The sequence below is a fragment of the Pseudomonas sp. NFIX49 genome, assembly GCF_900115915.1.
GTDB lineage: Bacteria > Pseudomonadota > Gammaproteobacteria > Pseudomonadales > Pseudomonadaceae > Aquipseudomonas > Aquipseudomonas pharyngis.
The window spans coordinates 313,236-332,372 of record NZ_FOYE01000006.1 but is presented as its reverse complement, the minus strand read 5'-3'; the positions used below and the strand labels follow the sequence as shown (position 1 = coordinate 332,372).

At 57.7% G+C, this 19,137-nt stretch carries 18 protein-coding genes and 1 tRNA gene; 5 read left to right on the top strand and 14 right to left on the bottom strand.

Annotated elements, in window-relative coordinates; all coding sequences use genetic code 11:
* Positions 1-8: 8 nt before the first annotated feature.
* Entirely contained in the window at positions 9-1,016 is a 1,008-nt protein-coding gene (locus BMZ46_RS19275; protein ID WP_074690443.1) for a phage major capsid protein, P2 family, read from the bottom strand.
* A gap of 43 nt (positions 1,017-1,059) precedes the next feature.
* Positions 1,060-1,890 carry a GPO family capsid scaffolding protein gene (locus tag BMZ46_RS19270; RefSeq protein WP_074690445.1) on the bottom strand — a complete coding sequence of 277 codons (831 nt, stop codon included), beginning with the start codon at positions 1,888-1,890 and terminating at the stop codon, positions 1,060-1,062.
* 155 nt (positions 1,891-2,045) lie between these two features.
* Between BMZ46_RS19270 and BMZ46_RS19265 the strand changes: the two genes are divergently transcribed.
* Together BMZ46_RS19265 and BMZ46_RS19260 are read left to right on the top strand one after the other, a co-directional pair.
* A complete protein-coding gene (locus BMZ46_RS19265; RefSeq protein ID WP_074690680.1) occupies positions 2,046-3,803 on the top strand; it encodes a terminase ATPase subunit family protein in 1,758 nt (585 codons plus the stop codon).
* On the top strand, positions 3,803-4,837 hold the full coding sequence (locus BMZ46_RS19260) for a phage portal protein (protein WP_074690447.1): 1,035 nt from the start codon (positions 3,803-3,805) through the stop codon (positions 4,835-4,837). Before BMZ46_RS19265 ends, BMZ46_RS19260 begins: the two co-directional genes overlap by 1 nt.
* A 38-nt stretch (positions 4,838-4,875) precedes the next feature.
* Here the strand turns inward: BMZ46_RS19260 and BMZ46_RS19255 are convergent, their stop codons facing one another.
* The gene (locus BMZ46_RS19255) at positions 4,876-5,862 is read right to left on the bottom strand and encodes a HEPN domain-containing protein (RefSeq protein WP_074690449.1); all 987 of its coding nucleotides are present in this window, start codon (positions 5,860-5,862) and stop codon (positions 4,876-4,878) included.
* A complete protein-coding gene (locus tag BMZ46_RS19250; RefSeq protein ID WP_074690451.1) occupies positions 5,859-6,392 on the bottom strand; it encodes a hypothetical protein in 534 nt (177 codons plus the stop codon). The genes BMZ46_RS19255 and BMZ46_RS19250 overlap by 4 nt, the downstream gene beginning before the upstream one ends.
* 1,216 nt (positions 6,393-7,608) lie before the next feature.
* Here BMZ46_RS19250 and BMZ46_RS19245 point away from each other — a divergent pair.
* Together BMZ46_RS19245 and BMZ46_RS19240 are read left to right on the top strand one after the other, a co-directional pair.
* Positions 7,609-8,631 carry a DUF4238 domain-containing protein gene (locus BMZ46_RS19245; protein WP_074690453.1) on the top strand — a complete coding sequence of 341 codons (1,023 nt, stop codon included), beginning with the start codon at positions 7,609-7,611 and terminating at the stop codon, positions 8,629-8,631.
* A gap of 413 nt (positions 8,632-9,044) precedes the next feature.
* Positions 9,045-9,131: transfer RNA gene (locus BMZ46_RS19240), tRNA-Leu, on the top strand.
* Between the two features lie 50 nt (positions 9,132-9,181).
* Here BMZ46_RS19240 and BMZ46_RS19235 read toward each other — a convergent pair.
* The 9 genes from BMZ46_RS19235 to BMZ46_RS19195 all read right to left on the bottom strand — a co-directional run bounded on the left by BMZ46_RS19235 (position 9,182) and on the right by BMZ46_RS19195 (position 16,838).
* Positions 9,182-9,466 carry a hypothetical protein gene (locus tag BMZ46_RS19235; RefSeq protein WP_074690455.1) on the bottom strand — a complete coding sequence of 95 codons (285 nt, stop codon included), beginning with the start codon at positions 9,464-9,466 and terminating at the stop codon, positions 9,182-9,184.
* Between the two features lie 81 nt (positions 9,467-9,547).
* Positions 9,548-9,778 carry a hypothetical protein gene (locus tag BMZ46_RS19230; protein ID WP_039768768.1) on the bottom strand — a complete coding sequence of 77 codons (231 nt, stop codon included), beginning with the start codon at positions 9,776-9,778 and terminating at the stop codon, positions 9,548-9,550.
* Positions 9,779-9,898: 120 nt separating this feature from the next.
* Entirely contained in the window at positions 9,899-10,129 is a 231-nt protein-coding gene (locus BMZ46_RS19225; RefSeq protein WP_039768766.1) for a hypothetical protein, read from the bottom strand.
* A 71-nt stretch (positions 10,130-10,200) separates the two neighbouring features.
* Entirely contained in the window at positions 10,201-11,826 is a 1,626-nt protein-coding gene (locus tag BMZ46_RS19220; RefSeq protein ID WP_074690458.1) for an ABC-F family ATP-binding cassette domain-containing protein, read from the bottom strand.
* A 145-nt stretch (positions 11,827-11,971) separates the two neighbouring features.
* Complete coding sequence (locus tag BMZ46_RS19215; RefSeq protein ID WP_074690460.1) at positions 11,972-13,009, bottom strand: DNA topoisomerase IB; 1,038 nt, start codon at positions 13,007-13,009, stop codon at positions 11,972-11,974.
* A 73-nt stretch (positions 13,010-13,082) separates the two neighbouring features.
* Positions 13,083-14,162, bottom strand: coding sequence for a molybdenum ABC transporter ATP-binding protein (modC, locus tag BMZ46_RS19210; protein WP_074690462.1), 1,080 nt, complete (start codon positions 14,160-14,162; stop codon positions 13,083-13,085).
* A 3-nt stretch (positions 14,163-14,165) separates the two neighbouring features.
* On the bottom strand, positions 14,166-14,846 hold the full coding sequence (gene modB / locus BMZ46_RS19205; protein WP_074690464.1) for a molybdate ABC transporter permease subunit: 681 nt from the start codon (positions 14,844-14,846) through the stop codon (positions 14,166-14,168).
* Positions 14,847-15,602: a molybdate ABC transporter substrate-binding protein gene (gene modA / locus BMZ46_RS19200; RefSeq protein WP_039768755.1), complete on the bottom strand. Its 756-nt coding sequence runs from the start codon at positions 15,600-15,602 to the stop codon at positions 14,847-14,849.
* 174 nt (positions 15,603-15,776) lie between these two features.
* Positions 15,777-16,838: an NAD(P)H-dependent flavin oxidoreductase gene (locus BMZ46_RS19195; protein ID WP_074690466.1), complete on the bottom strand. Its 1,062-nt coding sequence runs from the start codon at positions 16,836-16,838 to the stop codon at positions 15,777-15,779.
* Positions 16,839-17,052: 214 nt separating this feature from the next.
* On the opposite strand from BMZ46_RS19195, the gene BMZ46_RS19190 reads away from it, so the two are divergent.
* Positions 17,053-18,036, top strand: coding sequence for an acrylyl-CoA reductase (NADPH) (locus BMZ46_RS19190; protein ID WP_074690468.1), 984 nt, complete (start codon positions 17,053-17,055; stop codon positions 18,034-18,036).
* Here BMZ46_RS19190 and ada read toward each other — a convergent pair whose 3' ends face one another.
* On the bottom strand, positions 18,037-19,110 hold the full coding sequence (gene ada, locus BMZ46_RS19185) for a bifunctional DNA-binding transcriptional regulator/O6-methylguanine-DNA methyltransferase Ada (protein WP_039768749.1): 1,074 nt from the start codon (positions 19,108-19,110) through the stop codon (positions 18,037-18,039).
* Between the last annotated feature and the right edge of the window lie 27 nt (positions 19,111-19,137).

The following is a 19,137-nucleotide window of genomic DNA, read 5'->3' as shown; positions in this document are numbered from 1 at the left end:
TGTCGGTCTCAACTCAGGGTGATGTTTTCGGCCATGGCTGCGCAGCCCAGGTCTTCAATCACGTAGCTTTCGTTGACCGACTCATAGTTCTCGACGCGGTCGCGTTTCGCGTTGTCGACGACGGTGCGGCGGCGGGTGCCCTCTTGCCAGTAGATCGACAGGTTATCGAGGCGAGTAACCAGCAGACCGTTCGGAGGGAAGTGCGGCACACGCACCGCCGGCAGGTTGCCCAGGCGTTTCTGGCTGGTGACGATGTCGGCGGCCAGCATTTCAGTCGGCGCCTGAGTTTTGTTGATGATGGGGAAGTATTTGTCGGCCAAAAGCTGACGCCCGCAGATAACCACCAGATCGGTGTCTTCCTGATACCACGGGTCGATGAATTCGTTGACCATGCTGATGACCAGCGCGTCGATATTTTCGAAGTCTTTGCCGGCGCCGATTTCGATCTTGCCGCTACCGGCCGAGACCTCGGCCATGACCCGCGCTTCGTTCTCTACGCGCATCTTTTGCAGCCAGCCGACGTTCACGTCCTGCAACAGCGGGTTGGTTGTAGGGTTCGAGGTGGCGGCACGGCTGGTGCCGTTCCAGCCGATCATGATCCGGTTGAGTGCCTGAGCCTTGATGATTGCGTCGCGGATGCGTGCCTGGAAGTCTTTGAATTTTGCCCACTGGTCCAGCTTCTGGTAACGAAGGCCGGTGTCAAAGTTCGTCTGGGTGCATGTGTACCCACGGTTGTCCAGGCTGCTCGGGTCACGCGGTTCGCGATCCTTCACGGTGGTGTCGGTGGTGCTGGCAATGGTGCCGTCGATACCGATGCCGATCTTTTCGCCGGACTGCTCAGACACGCCGTAAATGTTGATCGAGCTGAGGAACGAGCTGGATTCCTGAATTCTGGTTTCTAGCGTCTGAGCAACGCTCGGTGCTGCGGTGAATTTGGTGGTTACGTCGCTTACGCCGTGCAGTTGAGCAAGCTGGTGCAGGTAGGCGTTAAACAGCACTCGGGTGTCGTTGCGCATGGTGGTCGTCCTTGGATATTCGGGGGCGGCGGTGGGGGGACTGTTAACAGTCGGTCACGACCGAGTGATCGCCGCCGGTTATCGGTGGACGCGTCTTTTGGTTGTGGTCTTGGGTGTTGGCGAGTTTGGTTTTCAGCTCGGTGAAGTCCTTGCTCAGTTGATCGAGCTTGGTGCTCAGGCCAGCGGAGAATTTCTTCTCGGCGGCGAGTTGGTCGGGCAGATCCTTGACGTGATCCGCCACGGCTTCGACGGCATCGCTGATCTGCGAAAACTCGCTGTCGTCCTTGGCTTGCTTGCCCTTGAGCAGGTTTTGCACCCTGCTGAACAGCTGGGCACCGATGCTCGGCTTCTCCTCGATCTCTTCAAACGTGAGTTCGGTTTCGACCGCTTCGGTGAACATCGAGGTCGCGGAGTAGTGGCGATCCTTGAAAGGGCTGACGTCAGGTTTCTGGGCTGAGAACGCCAGAACGTCAGTCCCGAGGCTGGCCGGCGAATCGGTAACTGCCAGACCGACGATGTAGGCCTCGCCGGTGTCGGCAAAGCTGTCGTCGATTTCGATAGACGTGTAGATCTTCTGTTTTGCCTTGTTCATGGCGATCAGGTCGGCGGTCGGCTCGACCTGGGCGAACAACGCCAGTTTCTTCTGGCCGTTCACGTCCACTTCTTCGGTCTTCACGGCCAGCACGTCGCCATAGGCCCTGAAGGGGCTGTCGGGCAGCAGGCTGCGGAAATGCTCCAGCCAGATGCGGGCGCCGTAGGTGGCCGGGTTGAAGTTCTTCGCGGCTTGTTCCAGCCAGCTGCGTTTGATGGTGCGCTTGTCCGAGGTAGCGCCCTCGACGGCGACGCGGAACCAGTTGCTGCGAAATTTCTTCATGCCGGGAATCCTCAATGCGTGGGGCGCTGAAAGCTGTGCGATGAGGGGCATGGTCGTGACGCGCGCGAGTTGCGGCAACGAGGCGGGACTGTAGGGGCGGGGGCTACAAGGGGCGGCGCTATTGAGTCGCGGGCGTGGGCGGCAGCATCGCGGCCATGACTACGACCGCACTGTTGCCCATCGATCCCCGCCGCCAATCCAAGTTCCTGTACTGGATGGGTTGGCGCATCTGTGAGATTGCCGAGGCTACGGGCGAAAAGGAAAAAACGCTACACAGCTGGAAGGCCCGCGACGAGTGGGACCGGGCCGACAACGTCGAGCGCATCGGCGGGGCGCTGGAAGCGCGGTTAGTGCAGTTAATCCTCAAGGACAACAAGAGCGGCGGTGACTTCAAGGAGATTGATCTGCTGCACCGGCAGCTTGAGCGACAGGCCCGGATCCAGCGTTTTCAGGGGGGCGGCACCGAAACCGACCTCAACCCGAATCTGGCCAAACGCAACGCCGAGCCGAAGAAAAAGGCCGTCAAAAACGAGATTGACGAAGACCAGATCGAGCTGCTGCGCGAGGCCTTCATCGACGGCTGTTTTGACTACCAGAAAGACTGGTATCGCGCCGGTAATCAGCGCACCCGCGTCATCCTCAAGAGCCGGCAGATCGGTGCGACTTACTACTTCGCCCGTGAGGCGTTCATCGATGCGCTGGACACCGGGCGCAACCAGATTTTTCTGTCAGCCTCGAAGAACCAGGCCTACCTGTTCCGGGGTTACATTCAGGCCTTTTGCCGCGAGGTGATCGGCGTCGAGTTGACGGGTGATCCCATCGTTTTACCCAACGGCGCCGAGCTGTTTTTCCTCGGTACCAACGCCCGCACCGCCCAGGGCTACCACGGCAATTTCTACTTCGATGAGTTCTTCTGGACGTTCAAGTTCGAGGAACTGAACAAGGTCGCCTCGGGCATGGCGATGCACAAGAAGTGGCGCAAGACCTACTTCTCCACGCCGTCGAGCATGGCCCACGAGGCGTACACGTTCTGGACGGGCGAGCGCTTCAATAAGGGCAAGTCCGCCGCGCAGCATACGAAAGTGGATGTGTCCCACGGCGCGCTCCAACAAGGCCGGTTCTGTGAGGATCGGTTGTGGCGGCAGATCGTCACGATTCTGGACGCGGAGCGGGGTGGTTGCGACCTGTTCGACATCGATGAACTGCGCCGCGAGTACAGCCCCGAGGCGTTCGCCAACCTGCTGATGTGCGAATTCGTCGATGACGGCGCGAGCATCTTCCCGCTGACCCTGTTGCAGTCATGCATGGTGGACAGCTGGGTCGAGTGGGCCGAGGACTACAAACCCTTCGCCATGCGCCCGTTCGGCGACCGTCAGGTCTGGATCGGCTATGACCCGGCCGAGACCGGCGACTGTTCCGGTCTGGTGGTGGTCGCGCCGCCACTGGTACCCGGTGGCAAGTTCCGCATCCTTGAGCGTCACCAGTTCCGGGGCATGGATTTCGCTGCGCAGGCCGCGTTCATCAAAAGCGTCTGCGACCGCTACTGGGTGACTTATATCGGCATCGACGTCACCGGCCTGGGCAGTGGCGTGGCCCAGCTGGTGCGCCAATTCTTCCCGGCGGTGACCACCTTCAGCTACTCGCCCGAAGTCAAAACCCGCCTGGTGCTCAAGGCCTACGACGTGATCCACAAGGGCCGGCTCGAATTCGACGCCGGCTGGACCGACATGGCCCAGTCGCTGATGGCCATCCGCAAGACCGTCACCGCCGGCGGACGTCAATACACCTACACCGCCGGCCGCAACGACAACACCGGCCACGCCGACCTGGCCTGGGCGCTCTTCCACGCATTGCATCACGAACCGCTTGAAGGGCAGACGACTGCCAATACCGGGCGCATGGAGATTTATTGATGACCGAACAATTGGCCAAGCAGACGCTTTTGCCCGCAACCACATCCGCTACCGGCGTCAGGACGCAGGTATTCTCCTTCGGCGAGCCGACGCCGGTGTTGGGTGGCCGGGAGGTTTTCGACTATCTGGAATGCTGGTTCAACGGGCGGTGGTATGAGCCACCGTTGTCGCTGGACGGGCTGGCGCGATCGGTAGGAGCGAGCGTGCATCTGCATTCGGGGTTGATGTTCAAACGCAATTTGTTGAGCAAGACGTTTATTCCGCATCCGTTGCTGTCGCGGGCCTCGTTTGAACAGTTCGCGCTGGACTTCCTATGCCTGGGCAATGGCTACCTTGAGGGGCGTCGTTCGCGGTTGGGCGGGGTTCGGAAGCTGGAGACGCCGCTGGCGAAGTACATGCGCGCTGGGCCCGATGGGCAGTTTTACCAGGTGCGTGGGTGGAAGGATGAGCATGCGTTTGAGCCGGACAGCATTTTTCACCTGCGTGAGGCGGATCTGCACCAGGAGATTTATGGGCTGCCGGAGTGGATCAGCGCGTTGCAGTCGGCGTTGCTGAACGAGTCAGCGACGCTGTTCCGGCGCAAGTATTACGAGAACGGGAGTCATGCCGGGTTCATCCTTTACATGAACGATGCGGCGCAGACAGAGGCGGACATTGATGCGTTGCGCAAGGCACTGAAGGAATCGAAGGGGCCGGGGAATTTTCGAAATTTATTTGTGTACTCGCCGACCGGCAAAAAGGACGGGATTCAGTTGATACCGGTAAGCGAGGTGGCAGCGAAGGATGAATTCAACTCGATCAAGAATCAGACGAGGGATGATGTGTTGGCAAGCCTTCGCATTCCTCCGCAGTTGATGGGCATCGTTCCGCAGAACGCGGGTGGGTTTGGGTCGATCAGGGAGGCGGCTCAGATTTATGCGGCTAACGAGTTGGAGCCGATCCAGACGCGAATGACTCAGTTGAACGACTGGCTGGGTGAAGAAATTATGCGGTTCAAACTCTATGAAGTCGGAGGGGGGGTAACCCCTCCGTGAATAAGTAAGTGTAGGAGGAAATTAAAAGCCCCGTGTTGTTAATAACTCATGGGGTGATCTAGAGAGTAGATAATATTGTTATGAATGTCATTTATTAGGTTTGAATTGTTTTCAAATAGTGGAACTGCGTATTCTTTGAATTCGGATAGTGTTTGTAAGTTGCTGAGTAGACCTTGCATTACTCCCGCTTGGCACCTGCCCACAGCATAAATCATTATCGAACTGAAAAGTTCTAACTTTTCTTTTGTAAAGTCTACACTTCGAAATCCTGAGTGTACCGAGTTGTTGCGGAAGTCGCGGATTTCTTTGACTGTTTCAGTAAGCTGTTTTTGCCAATATTTATATCTTTCATGGTTTTCTAATTTGGCTTTAACTGTTGGTGATAATGTCAAAAGCTGTAGTCCGTTTGGGAAGCCTAGAAATAATCGAATGTAGCTTTCAACGCAGTTATCGGTTTCGTCTGCTTTCAATAACGCTTCTAAGGAAAACCATAAAAAGATGATTTTCAATTGAGGATTTGTTTCGTTTTTGCTGTTTCTTCCCCAATGCAGAGAGCGCCTGTATCGGTCGCTAAGCTCATTTTTAAGTGATAGAACATAACTGGTGGCGTCAATGCACTGTATGGTGCCGTGCCGCACAACGAAAGAAAGAGACTGCTGAAATCCGTATCTTTCAATGGGTGTGATTTCACCTGAAGATAAATTTTTGATTAGGCCAATTCGCGATGTCTTTATCGCTGACACAGCAAATTCTGTTGATTTAAAGTCAAGGACTTCGAGGAATTTTATGTCGGCGATATGGATGGCTTCAATATGCGTTTCGCAGTCCACGATCGTAGCAATTCTTGCACATATTTTATGTTTGTTAAAATCCAGCCCGCCTTCGGATGCAGACTTTTCAAACGCCTGTGCTTCGAGTTCGGTATCAGCCGAATAAGATCGAAGTTCAACACTTCCATAGTTTAGGGTGGATGGAAGCGTGATACTTCTATCATCCAAGATTTTCACCACTAGAAAGCTAGTCATTTGTACCTCTGAAGGGCGTGTGTAAATCTAGTGATAACTATTTGCTTGAACCAAGTGTTAAACTGTGGGGAGAGTGCTATGCGGTATTTGTCTAAGTATCTTGCTAAAGGCGCAGCTATTATATAGCTCTGTCGTTCGATACATACTTCAAGGATGGTGACCAGTTGGTCGTTTTTTAAGCGTTTTTCAAGTAGCTCACAGCTTGTACTTTCGCAAGCTGCAACGTTATTTTGCGATTGATAATAGCGTAATCGAAACCATAGCACCTCACTGCTATCTTGCGCTGAGTCAGTCAGGAGTTTGTCGTATTTGTACACCCAGTCATTGTCAAAGGTGGCAATTGCAATGGTGTAGCCTAATCGTATTGTCTTTTCATGGTTAGGGCTTATTTTGCATAGTTCTAAGAAGAAATACTTGGCCTCTAGGAGTCTCCCTCGTCTGACTAAGGCAGCGATATAGTCTGTAAGGCGCTTAGGGTACTTTCGATTGTTAGTTGCTGTCGCTCTATAGTTTTGTTCATACTCTTCCAAAACGCGAAACTCCCTTCTCTACGGTCGAGCAAATTAATAATACTGTCCCATTTCACAGCCTACCGCGCCTGCATCGCGTTTCCGGAACTCAGTCGTATCATACGTAGCAATCACGGCTTCAGTAATGACTTTCGTCACCTGCCATTGTGGTCGTTTTACAGTGACCTTTCAGATATCACCTAAGCGTATGTCAATAGGCAGTCATGGCGGCAAGGCTGCCTCCGTGATTCGACAGATGTATTGGTAGGGAGGCGGTGAGCTTACAGATAGGTACGCCTAACGATGTGCGAAAGAGGTGCGGGCGGGGGGCTTGGCGCGCGCCGTCGTCCCCCCACCGCGCCTCCGGGCTAAATGTGTCTTTTTTTCCGCAGTCCTGCACGGTGCTGAACGCGGCTATGGCCGGTACTTGCCCTGGTAATCATCTTGGGTGAAAAGCCTGCAAATCCCTGCGGGGGGTGGCTCACTTGATGTGTCGCCGCAGTCGGTCGCCAGGTGTGGGCCAGCGTTTGGAGAGGATTTTCAGGAACACATTCGGAAAAAGGTAATGTGGTAATCCGGGCATCAGAACGCCGCTGAAAGCCCCGTATTCATTGGCTTTGCTGGATTACATCAGAAGGTAATTTGAAGTAATGAAAGAGGTAATGTTGCCGTAAGTGGTTGATTTATATGGGATGCAAAAATAAGAAAATTACTTTCTTGAAAGGTAATTACCTTACCTATTCATTACTTGAAAATTACCTTGTGCCAATCCTACGCAGACCAGCGAAATCAAGGCTCCCAGCCGAATAAAACGTTCGGCTTACCAAAATTACCTTTTTCCGACGTCTTTCCCGAAAATCTGACATCGCCTGTGCGGCGGTGCAGCGCTTCGTCTTGCTCGTCCTCATGCAGGACGCAGACACACTCTCGCCCAGGTGCTTCGTGCTCGTGCAGGAATGCTTGTAGGGAGTGCTGGGGATTAGAGCGACAGGCACGCGCGCCAACGAGGAATTTCGGCGTGTCGCGTGGTGAGACATTAGAAGGGTAGTACGAAAGTGGTACGAAGATTTTTCGGTGGCGCTGAATGCCTAGTGATTCAAGGTCTACAGAATCAGCTGATCCAATCCATCATCGGGAAAAACCAGGAGTGAACTGGGTTTGTATCGCCTAGCCTACGATAAATATTTTGTGCTAAGAGGGCTGCTAATGACTTGGGGAATCTGTAAGGGACTAAATGATGCATCAGATCCATAAGGACAATCACTATGTACCTAAGCTTTACCTGAAGCAGTGGGCTAAAAACGGAGTAATTTCTACGTATCGCCTACTGGTTCCCAATGAGAAAATTCCGCTTTGGAAGACCCACTCCCTAAAGGGGATAGCCTATCAGGAGCACCTTTATAACTACGTTGTAGCCGGTGAGCAGACGGATGAGTTTGAACGATGGCTTGACAGAGAGTTTGAGGCACCCGCTGAAGAAGTGATTAGTCGTGTGATTTCTGAGCAAAGGCTTCTACCAGACCATTGGCGGACACTTATCCGTTTTGCAATGGCTCAGGATGTGAGGACACCTGCACGATACAGAGAGTTTGTTGCACGGCAGTCTGAATCGCTGGAATCGCTTTTGAACGATACGTTAGAGCGATCAGTTGCTGATTTAGAGCTCGCAGTTTCAGAGGGCCGCTCTCTCGGGCGTGCGGATAACACGGCTGCAGAGGGCTTCCCGTTCAATCTAGCTATCGACCGTCAGCCCGATGGAAGCGGATTGTTGCATGCCCATACAATCGTTGGACGGCGATTGTGGGTCTGGAACGCTCGGCGTTTGCTCACTGACACTATCAAAAAAATACCGATGAAAGATTGGACAATTCTAAAGGCGCCTCCTGGCTTGAGCTGGCCGACTAGTGACAATCCACTTGTTAGGCTCAATTATCATGGGCACGAGCAGTACGATTTCAAGGGCGGTTGGAAGGTTCAAAATGGAGATATCCTTCTCCCGTTGAGTCCCAAACATCTCCTTTACACGTGCGTTGGTAATCGTCCGATGATTCGTGGCACCACATTGGATCATGACACCGCTCAGTTCATGCGACGGATAATTATTGAGCATGCCGACCGATATGTATTTTCTACAGAACCAAGTGACGTGCACTTGATTCGTCCTAGGAAAGCATGTGCCAAGCAGTTCGTGGCGGAGCGGAGCGCCTGGGGTGATTGGAACCGTGAGCAGTCGGAAGCCGAAGCGAAGCTTGTGAGGTAAAGCTCCATCTTGCCGCATCGACCGATTGCATCCTGAGGTGGGATCGAGCTAAAAAACGTTCCGCAACCCCAGTACATACCCTTTACAGCTGGGGTGTGTAGGGCATTGAAAATCAGTAGCTTGCGGAACGCTTTTCGTGCTAACCTGTTGATCTACTTAGCTTTGTAGCGTGGATTGCAAATCCGCCTACGCCGGTTCGATTCCGACCTCGGCCTCCACTATAAACAAGCTCCGTAGATCCATGATTTACGGAGCTTTTTTATTTGCATTGCACGGAAAGATTTAGTCTTTGAAACGGCAACTGCAAACTTGCTTCACCGGGAAGTGATGTATATATTTCCCCCTCTGCCGGCGACGTGCAGTTCCTGTCAGGACTGTGAATCGTCATCAGAGTAAAGCTACACCGCGCTGCCGCCCGAATGGCGAAACTGGTAGACGCATGGGACTTAAAATCCCCCGCTCGTAAGGGCGTGCCGGTTCGATTCCGGCTTCGGGCACCATGAATATCAAGGGCTTGCATGACATACCTCATGCAAGCCCTTTTTCGTGCTCAGACAAACGCCTGCCCGCTAAATCCTCTAGGCAAACGCTGAAGCCCGGCCATAGCCGTCAACCGCTCGATCCACTCGGAACGCCAGTCGGACGCCGAGCGTGCAGCCCAGGATTGGCGAGCCGCGCGCCGCGCCTCATTGCGCTGATTTTTGCGCGCATCCTTGTATGCATCGGTATTGCGGCAGCTACGGCACTTCACTCGATTGAGTTCGCTGCTGGAGGAGAGGTTGTTGCCCTTGTGCCCACAGGCCAGATGCCCGTCGACTTTGAAATGAGTGACCATGGGACGTCTCCTTGGTGACGTGTAAAGGTTTTGACCTCTCACGACCAAGGGCGTTCTTTCCTGCCCCAGGCGAACGAAGAGCTATCTGAAGCGTGGTAGCGGCCGATCAATGGGTTTAAGCGACGACAAGGTACTGCGAATGAGGGGAGTGTCCTTGTCGATATCGTTCAGCCGGTCGCGGATGCGCAGAGCGGTCGGGTGTCCGCCTTGATGATCGACCCAGTCGGCGATCTCTTTGCAAGCTGCCGCGAGACGCGCCTCCCGAGCCTCGAGCAAGGTCAGCAGAGTGGTGATGGACTCTTTTTCGGACATGGAACACCTCCGTTCATTAATCCGCTCGGTACCAGCAAAAAGCTCGCCAAGCGCGAGCTCTCTGCCGTTGGGGCGCTGCTCCTTCAGCTGGTTTGAGTATAGACCCGTAAATGACAGCTATCAGCCCGACGACTCGGGGGCGGTCACTTGCGAGCTGGCGGTGTTGAGCCGATGACATTCCTTGCGGGCGTCCTCTTCCCGGTCGAAACCATCGCCGATGAAACCACCGGTTCGCGTGTCGCAGATGCGATACCAGCCCAAGGCTTCGGCGGGCTCATGGAGCGTTTCTCCGGCGCGCCGGCCGTGGATGACAATCTTGTTGCAGCGCTTCACGACAAATATGTCTTCCATGGCGTCACCGCAGCTGATTCCTACCAGATCAACTATAGAAGCCCTGAACAATCGTGCAAAAAATAGACAAGTCAGTTCGTCGGGTGCAGTTGCCAGCCTGACTGCTGCCAGCGCAGGTGGTGGGTCGGATTCAACGCCTCAAGGAAATCCTGATCGTGGGAAACGGCGACAATTGCGCCCGGAAATGTCTGCAATGCCCGCTCGAATGCTTCCACGGAAGGCAGATCCAGATGATTGGTCGGCTCATCCAGCAACAATAGCTGCGCAGGATCCGATCGCCACAAGGCCATTGCCAATGCCGCTTTCAAGCGTTCGCCACCGCTCAAAGAAGCACAGAGGCCCGTAGCGCGGCTCGCATCCAGTTGCAAGTTGGCGAGATAGCTGCGCAGGGTGCCCTCGGTCAGCGCAGTTCCATGCATCATCAGCTGTTCGGTGATGGAACGCTGATCGTCCAGTTGGGCCAACCGCTGATCCAGGAATGCTAAGGGCACGTGTGTTGTGGCGATTCCATCGACGGGTGCGAGTTCCCCGGCGAGCACCTTCAGCAAGGTTGATTTGCCACAGCCGTTGGGACCGCTGACAGCGATCCGCATCGGGCCGTGGATCGTAAGGCTCAGTGCGCCGTTTGACAGCCAGGGCAGCCGAGCATCAACCAGCGTGCAGATCTGGCGGTTGTTCGGCACCGCGCTCCCGGGCAGGTTGATCAGCACGCTGTCCTGGGGTTGCACCTTGGCGTAAGCCTCGCGCACCTGGGCATCCAGTTCGGACTTGCGGGCCTGATGGCCCTGCCGGACATGCCCCATGATTTCCCGGGCGGCGCCCTTGATCGCCACGTATTCGAAACTGGCAATGTTGGCGGTTTCGGCGTTGCGACGGGAGTTGGCGGCGTGGCGTTGTATCGTGTCGTGCTCGCGCCGTAATCGAATCCGCTCGCGCTGGCGTTCGCTTCTGGCGTGGTCGAGACGTGCTTGCGCCGCTGCATGATGAATTCGCTGATGCTCACGAAACGCCGAGTAATTGCCACCGAATTCGATAGCCCCCGACGCGTTCAGCTCGACGATGCGCTGCATCCGGTCGAGCAGTTGCCGATCATGGCTGGCAACGATCAAGCCGGTGTGCCAGCGTTCCAGCGAGTTCATCAGCCATTGCCGTCCCGATGCATCCAGATGGTTGGTCGGCTCATCGAGGATCAGCAACGGAGCCTGACTCAAAAACGCGCCAATCAGGGCGATGCGCGCTTGCTGGCCGCCACTGAGGTTCCCGGTGTGATCGGTGAAGGCCACTTCGGCCAGGCCGGCGTCATCAAGCAAGCGGCGCAGGCGGTCCGCCAGATCCCATTGTTCGCCAATGAGGTCGAAATCCTCGACTGATCCGCAGCCCCGGTTCATTCGCTCCAGCGCTTGAAGAATCGCGGCGCTGCCGGTGGACTCGGCGACCGTCTCGCCGGCTGTCGCGACAAAGGTTTGTGCCACGTAGGTCGTCGCCACGGCGCGCGTCACGCTGCCGCTTGTAGGTTGCCAAAATCCGGCGATCAGGCGCGCCAGTACACTTTTGCCAACGCCGTTGCGTCCGACAATGGCGGTCGGGGTGTGATCGAATTTCAGATTCAGTGCAGTGAAAATCGTCTCGCCATTGGCGAACTGGAAACCCAGTTGATTCAGGGAGACGAGAGCAGGCGTACGCGAGACGTGAGTCATCGGCACCTCCAAAAAATGTCGTGAGCATTGACAAGCGCCAGGAGCGGCGTGTCGCGATTACATTTTTTTGAGGGCTTAGTTGTTCACTTCTGCGGTCGTCCCGGGGAGGTAGGAGGGCGTAGCCTATTCGAGATGGCCGAAGGCTTCAAGGTGCAGCTGCCTTCTCGACCATCCGTTCAAGGAACAGGGCCAGCGCGACTTCTTCCTTGCGCAGCCCCTTGCGGACGCGTGGTTTCGGCAACTCGGCCAGGGCCCCGAGCATGAAGTGCTCGACCACCGCCGGGTGGATGTAGCACTTGCGACAGACCGCCGGCGTGTTGCCCAGTTGGCGGGCGACGCCCTTCACCATCTCGACCACATGCCGCTTGGCTTCGGCCTCGGATTCCCATTGCAGCTCCCGCAGGACTGCCAACGCCAATGCGCTGCCGGCCCAGGTCCGGTAATCCTTGGCGGTGAAATCCGCCCCGGTCAGGGTCTGCAGGTAGCTGTTGACGTCGGAAGAGCTGACGGTGTGTCGCTCGCCGTTTTCATCCAGATACTGAAACAGGTTCTGCCCCGGTAATTCCAGGCAGCGCTTGATGATCCGCGCCAGGCGCCGGTCCTTCACTGTGATCTGATGCTCGATGCCACTCTTGCCGCGAAACTGGAACAGGATCGCACTCCCGTTGACCTCGACATGCCGGCTGCGCAGGGTGGTCAGGCCATAGGAGCGATTGTCCCGCGCGTATTGCGTGTTGCCGACGCGGATCAGGGTGGCGTCGAGCAGCGTGATGACGGTCGCCATGACTTTGTCTCGGCTGAAGCCCGGCGATGCCAGCAGCGCTTCCAGCTGTTTGCGTAGTTTGGGCAGCGCCAGACCGAATTCACGCAGTCGCGAATACTTGTCCGCGTCGCGCACCTCGCGCCAGCGCGCGTGATAGCGATATTGCTTGCGCCCACGGGCATCGCGGCCAGTGGCTTGCAGATGGCCGCGCGGGTCGGCGCAGATCCACACGTCGACATAGGCCGGTGGAACGGCCAGTGAATTGATGCGTTTGATCTCGTCGGGATCGGTGATGCGCTGGCCCTCGGGATTGAAATAGGCGAATTTCCCGCGCAGTTTTTTTCGGGTAATACCGGGCTGGGTGTCATCGACGTAATGCAGATCCGAAGGCAATACCTCGGTGAGCGCAGTATCGGGCATGGCGGACTTCCTTCGCGGCAAATCAGGCTGTTAAAGCCATTGACCGCACGCCATGACGGTCGTGCCCGCGGGTTTACGCCAGCACCGCGACGGCCTTGATCTGGGCCCACAATGACTGGCCCGGATGCACGCCGAGTTGGTCCCGCGAGTAGCGTGTGATGCGCGCCAGCAGCGGTGTGCCCCCTGCATCGAGACGAATGAGCACGTGGGCGGCGTTATCGGCCGGCTGCTCGCTGACGACTGTAACCGGCAGTCGATTGAGGATGCTGCTGAACTCGCTGTTTTGCAGGGTCAGGCTGATGTCGCGCGCGTGCACCTTGCAGCGCAATCTCTGGCCCGTCGTCATCGGCGCGTGGGTCACGCGAATGCTCAGAGGCGAGTCCGGCAATTGCAGGGTGAGCAATTGATAGTCGGCATCGTAGTCGCTGACCTGGCCTTCGATGATCACGCCGGCGTCGTTGTCCATGGCCAGGGGCAGGTCGAGCCGTGCCAGGGTTTCGCCAATCGGACCGCTGGCCAGCGCTTTGCCGTCGCTGAGCAGCACCAGATGATCGGCGAGCCTGGCCACTTCGTCCTGCGCGTGGCTGACATACAGCACCGGGATTTCCAGTTCGTCGTGCAGGCGTTGCAGGTAGGGCAGGATTTCGCTTTTGCGCTGACTGTCGAGGGCCGCCAAAGGCTCATCCATCAGCAGCAATTTGGGGCTGGTCAACAGCGCGCGAGCGATGCCGACACGCTGACGCTCACCGCCGGACAGATGCTGAGGGTGACGATCCAGCAAATGGCCGATGCCCAGCAATTCGGTGGCTTGGGTCATGTCGACCCGGCGCTGCGCCTTGGGAATGCGCTTGAGGCCGAACTGCAGATTGGCCAGCACCGACAGATGCGCAAACAGGCTGGCTTCTTGAAACACATAGCCGACCGCACGTTTGTGTGGCGGCACGAAGATGCCTTTTTCGCTGTCCTGCCAGACCTCGTCATTGATGCGGATAACGGCCTGCGGCGCGCGTTCGAGCCCGGCAATGCAGCGCAGGCACGTGGTCTTGCCCGAGCCGGACTGACCGAACAGCGCCGTCACGCCGCGACCGGGCAGCTGCAGATCAACGTCGAGGCTGAAGCCCGACCAGGCCAGTTTCAGGCGTGCATCAATCATCGATCAGCTCCAGCCCGTGCGGGTTTTGCGGCTGGAATACAGCGCCAGCAATACCAGAAACGAAAACACCAGCATCGCCCCGGCCAGCCAGTGCGCCTGCGCGTACTCCATGGCTTCGACGTGGTCGTAGATCTGTACGGAAACCACCCGGGTCTTGTCGGGAATATTCCCGCCGATCATCAACACCACACCGAATTCTCCGACGGTGTGGGCGAAGCCGAGGATTGCCGCAGTGATGAAGCCGGGGCGAGCCAGGGGCAGAATCACGCTGAAAAAAGTGTCCCAGGGATTGGCGCGCAAGGTCGCCGCCACTTCCAGAGGACGAGTACCGATTGCGGAGAAGGCGTTTTGCAACGGCTGCACCACGAACGGCATGGAATAGAGCACAGAGCCGATCACAAGGCCGATGAAGCTGAAGGTCAAGGTGCCAAGCCCCAGCCACTGGGTGAAATGGCCAATGAAGCCATTGGGGCCGAGCGCCAGCAACAGATAGAAGCCAATGACCGTCGGTGGCAGCACCAACGGCAGCGCGACAATCGCGCCGATGGGACCGCGCAACCAGGAACGGCTGCGCGACAACCACAGGGCAATCGGCGTACCGACGACCAGCAAGATCGCGGTGGTCAGGGACGCCAGTTTCAGGGTCAGCCAGATCGCCGCGAAATCGGCACTCGTCAGCGCCATTTACAGTTGATAACCGTAGGACTTGATGACCGCAGCGGCTTTCGCGCCTTTGAGGTAATCAACCAGCGCCTTGGCAGCGGCGTTGTCCTTGCCTTTGTTGAGGATCACCGCGTCTTGCTTGATCGGGTCGTGCATGCTCGCCGGAACGATCCACGCCGAACCGCTGCTGACCTTGCCATCCTTGTAGATCTGCGACAGGGCGACGAAGCCCAGCTCGGCGTTGCCGGTGGACACGAACTGGTAGGCCTGGGTGATGTTCTGGCCTTCGACGATCTTGGCTTTGGTGGCGTCGGTCAGTTTCAGCTTTTCCAGCACCTGGGTGGCGGCCAGACCGTAAGGCGCGGCTTTCGGGTTGGCGATGGACAGGTGCTGGTATTGGTTTTTCTTCAGGACATCGCCTTTGGCGTCGACGTAACCTTCCTTGGCCGACCACAGCGCCAGGGTGCCGATGGCGTAGGTGAAGCGCGAACCTTTGACGGTTTCGCCTTCTTTCTCGAGTTTTTCAGGTGTGGTGTCGTCGGCCGAGAGGAATACCTCGAACGGCGCGCCGTTCTTGATCTGGGTGTAGAACTGGCCAGTAGCGCCATAGGCTGCGACCAGTTTGTGCCCGGTGTCTTTTTCGAAATCGGCGGCAATCGCCTGGATCGGTGCGGTAAAGTTGGCCGCGACGGCAACTTGCACTTCGTCGGCCTGCGCCGCGCCGATGGCGAATACCGCGAGCAGGGCAGGGGCAAAACGTGAGGCACGATTGATCATGTAACGGCTCCGTGGGTGGCAAATGCAGTGGGCAGTCGTTATCGAAGGAGAGACTGCGCCGATGCGAAAAGGTGAAGCGCTATATATCGAAATATATAGCGAAATGCCGCCAAACGGAAAGCACTCCTTTGAAATCGGGTGAGGGCTCCACGTTTCCTCCCCCGATCGAGTTCATCATCGCGTCAGTTTTGCCAGTGCGCCTTCAGCCAGTTGTCGGGTCAATTCAGCGCTGCCGAGGTCTTTCCCGAGTGTGAAGGCCTGGCCGGCCCAGAGGTTGCTGAAATCTGGTTCGCCCTTCGCACGCAGCGGCATCAAGGCACCGCCAGCCAGCGGAAAAGCGGGGGGCTTGTCCGACATCGGGCCCAGTTCGCGCATCACCCGATTGAGAATCCCCCGCGCCGGGCGTCCGGTAAAGAGGTTGGTCACCGCCGTTTCGCTTTCCTTGGCGGTACGCAAAGCCTTGTGGTGCGACGCGCTGACTTTCGCTTCCGGAGTAAACAGATACGCCGTGCCGACTTGAACTGCCGAAGCGCCGAGCATGAACGCTGCCGCCACACCGCGCGCATCGGCAATCGCACCGGCCGCAATCACCGGGACGCTCACCGCGTCGACCACTTGCGGCACCAGGGCAAACGTACCGACCTGACTGCTCAGGTCATCGCTGAGAAACATCCCGCGATGGCCACCGGCCTCGTAACCCATGGCGATGATCGCGTCGCAACCGTTCTGCTCCAGCCAGATCGCTTCGTCGACGGTGGTTGCCGAAGAGATGATTTTCGCACCAGTGGCCTTGACCCGATCCAGCAAGGACTTTTCCGGCAGGCCGAAGTGGAAGCTCACCACTTCAGGGCGAAACTCTTCCAGCACCTCGCAGGCGGCTGCATCGAAGGGCGCGCGGTTGGACACCGGCGTCGGCGCATCGAAATCGACACCCAGTTCGCGATAGTAGGGTTCCAGCAGGTTTTTCCAGTCGCGGGCCTTTTGCTCATCGGCGGCCGGAGGCTGATGGCAGAAGAAGTTGACATTGAACGGCTTGTTCGTGCCCTGGCGAATGGTTTTCAGTTCTTCGCGCAGTTGCTCGATGGTCAGCATCGCGGCCGGCATCGAACCGAGGCCACCGGCGTTGCAAGTTGCGATAACCATGGATGAATTAGTGGCTCCGGCCATGGGGCCCTGGATGATCGGCAGTTCGATGCCGAACAGGTCAAGAATGCGGGTATCAGGCCATTGGCTCATGGAATAGCTTCTCCGACGACAAAACAGGGCAGGGACGGTAGCAGCCGGTTTTTTAACGCAAAGCCAACCCCATGACCAGCACAGATTTGTAGCTTGAACAGCCGACTTTGGCTCGGCGTTGGGGCGCGATTGGCTAAAGGTCGAGTGGGGCAAAATGTTGCAATGTGCTATTCCAATGCCTCGACATCCTGAATTTCACCGGTAAGAGGCAGTCATGTTTAAAGGCATTGTGATCGATAAAGACAACAGCGGTTATCGCGCCAACCTGCAAGAGATCAGTGATGAGCAGCTGCCGGACGGCGCTGTGACGGTTCGCGTCGCGTACAGCACGCTGAACTTCAAGGACGGCCTGGCGATCACCGGCAGCAGCCCGGTGGTGCGCAAGTTTCCGATGGTGCCGGGGATCGATCTGGCGGGCACCGTCGAAGTCAGCTCGCACCCGAACTACAAGGTCGGCGACGCGGTGCTGCTCAACGGCTGGGGCGTCGGCGAAAGCCACTGGGGCGGACTCGCGCAGAAGGCGCGACTGAACGGTGACTGGCTGATTCCGCTGCCCAAGGCATTCACCGCCGCGCAAGCCATGGCCATCGGCACGGCGGGTTATACGGCGATGCTGTGCGTCATGGCGCTGGAGCGCAACGGTGTGACAGCGCAACAGGGCGAAGTGCTGGTGACCGGCGCCAACGGTGGCGTCGGCAGTTTTGCGATTGCGTTGCTGAGCAAACTTGGCTACCGCGTGGTCGCTTCGACCGGTCGGGTGTCGGAACACGAATACCTGAAACAACTGGGTGCCAGCGAAATCATTGATCGCGCCACCCTGTCCGAACCCGGCAAGCCGCTGGCCAAGGAGCGCTGGGCGGGCGTCATCGATTCGGTCGGCAGCCACACGCTCGCCAATGCCTGCGCCAGCACTCGGGCCGAAGGCACCGTGGCTGCATGCGGTCTGGCTCAGGGCATGGATTTCCCGGCGTCGGTGGCGCCGTTCATTCTGCGTGGCGTGACACTGGCCGGGATCAACAGCGTGACCCAGCCCACGGCCCGCCGCATCGAGGCTTGGGATCGTCTGGCGAAGGACCTGGATTTTGCCCTGTTGCCACTGATCAGTCATGAAATCGGCCTCGGCGAAGCTATCGACGCGGCACCGAAGTTGCTGGCGGGGCAACTCCGGGGGCGAGTTGTCGTTGATGTGAATCGCTGATTACTGTCGGGGTTTGCCTTCACGCTCGAGCAATTCGCGCTTGCGCTCCACGCCCCAGCGGTAGCCCGACAGATTGCCGTCACTGCGCACAACGCGATGACAGGGGATCGCTACCGCCAGGCTGTTGGCGCCGCAAGCCTGGGCCACAGCGCGCACGGCTTTTGGCGAGCCGATCCGCAGGGCGATGTCCGCGTAGCTGGCGGTGCTGCCGACCGGTATTTCCCGCAGCGCCTGCCACACCCGTTCCTGAAACGCGGTGCCGCGCACATCCAGCGGTAAGTCGAGGCCGATGGCAGGCGCTTCGATGAAGCCGACGACGCGAGCGATCAGTTGTTCGAACTCGGCATCGGCACCGATCAGGTTGGCCCGGCGAAACTGGTCCTGCAGGTCGCACACCAATTGGTGCGGATCGTCCCCCAGCAGAATCGCGCAAATCCCGCGCTCACTCTGTGCCACCAGAATAGCCCCGAGCGAGCATTGGCCGACGGCGAAGCGGATGTCGTTGTTCTGGCCGGCAGCCCGGAAGTCGCCGGGTTTCATGCCCAGCACCTGATCGGCCGCCTCGTAGAAACGGCTGTTGGAATTGAAACCGGCGTCATACAACGCGTCGGTCACCGAGCCGCCGTCCGCCAGACGCTGACGAACCCGACGCGAGCGATGCGCGGCGGCATAGCCTTTGGGCGTCAGGCCCGTTGCTGCTTTGAACACGCGATGAAAATGAAAGGCGCTCAGGCCGGCAGTCTCGGCGAGATCGTTGAGCGCCGGCAGGCTGTCCGACGCTTCGATCTGGCGACAGGCTGCCGCGACGGTCGCAGCATGTTGCGCGGCGACTTCGGTCTGATCCTTGCTCGCCCGTTTGCTGGGACGATAGCCCGCTGCCTCGGCATCCTCGGCGGTGTCGAAAAACTCGACGTTCTGCGGTTTCGGCAAGCGCGCCAGGCTGCTGGGGCGGCAATAGATGCCGGTGGTTTTCACGGCATAGACGAACTGGCCGTCCGCCCGAGCGTCGCGTGCCACGACTGCGGCCCAGCGTGGATCGTCTTCAGTGTTCAGCGAGGTGGTAAGCGTTTTCATGATGGAGAGTCCGTTGACCTGTTGAAT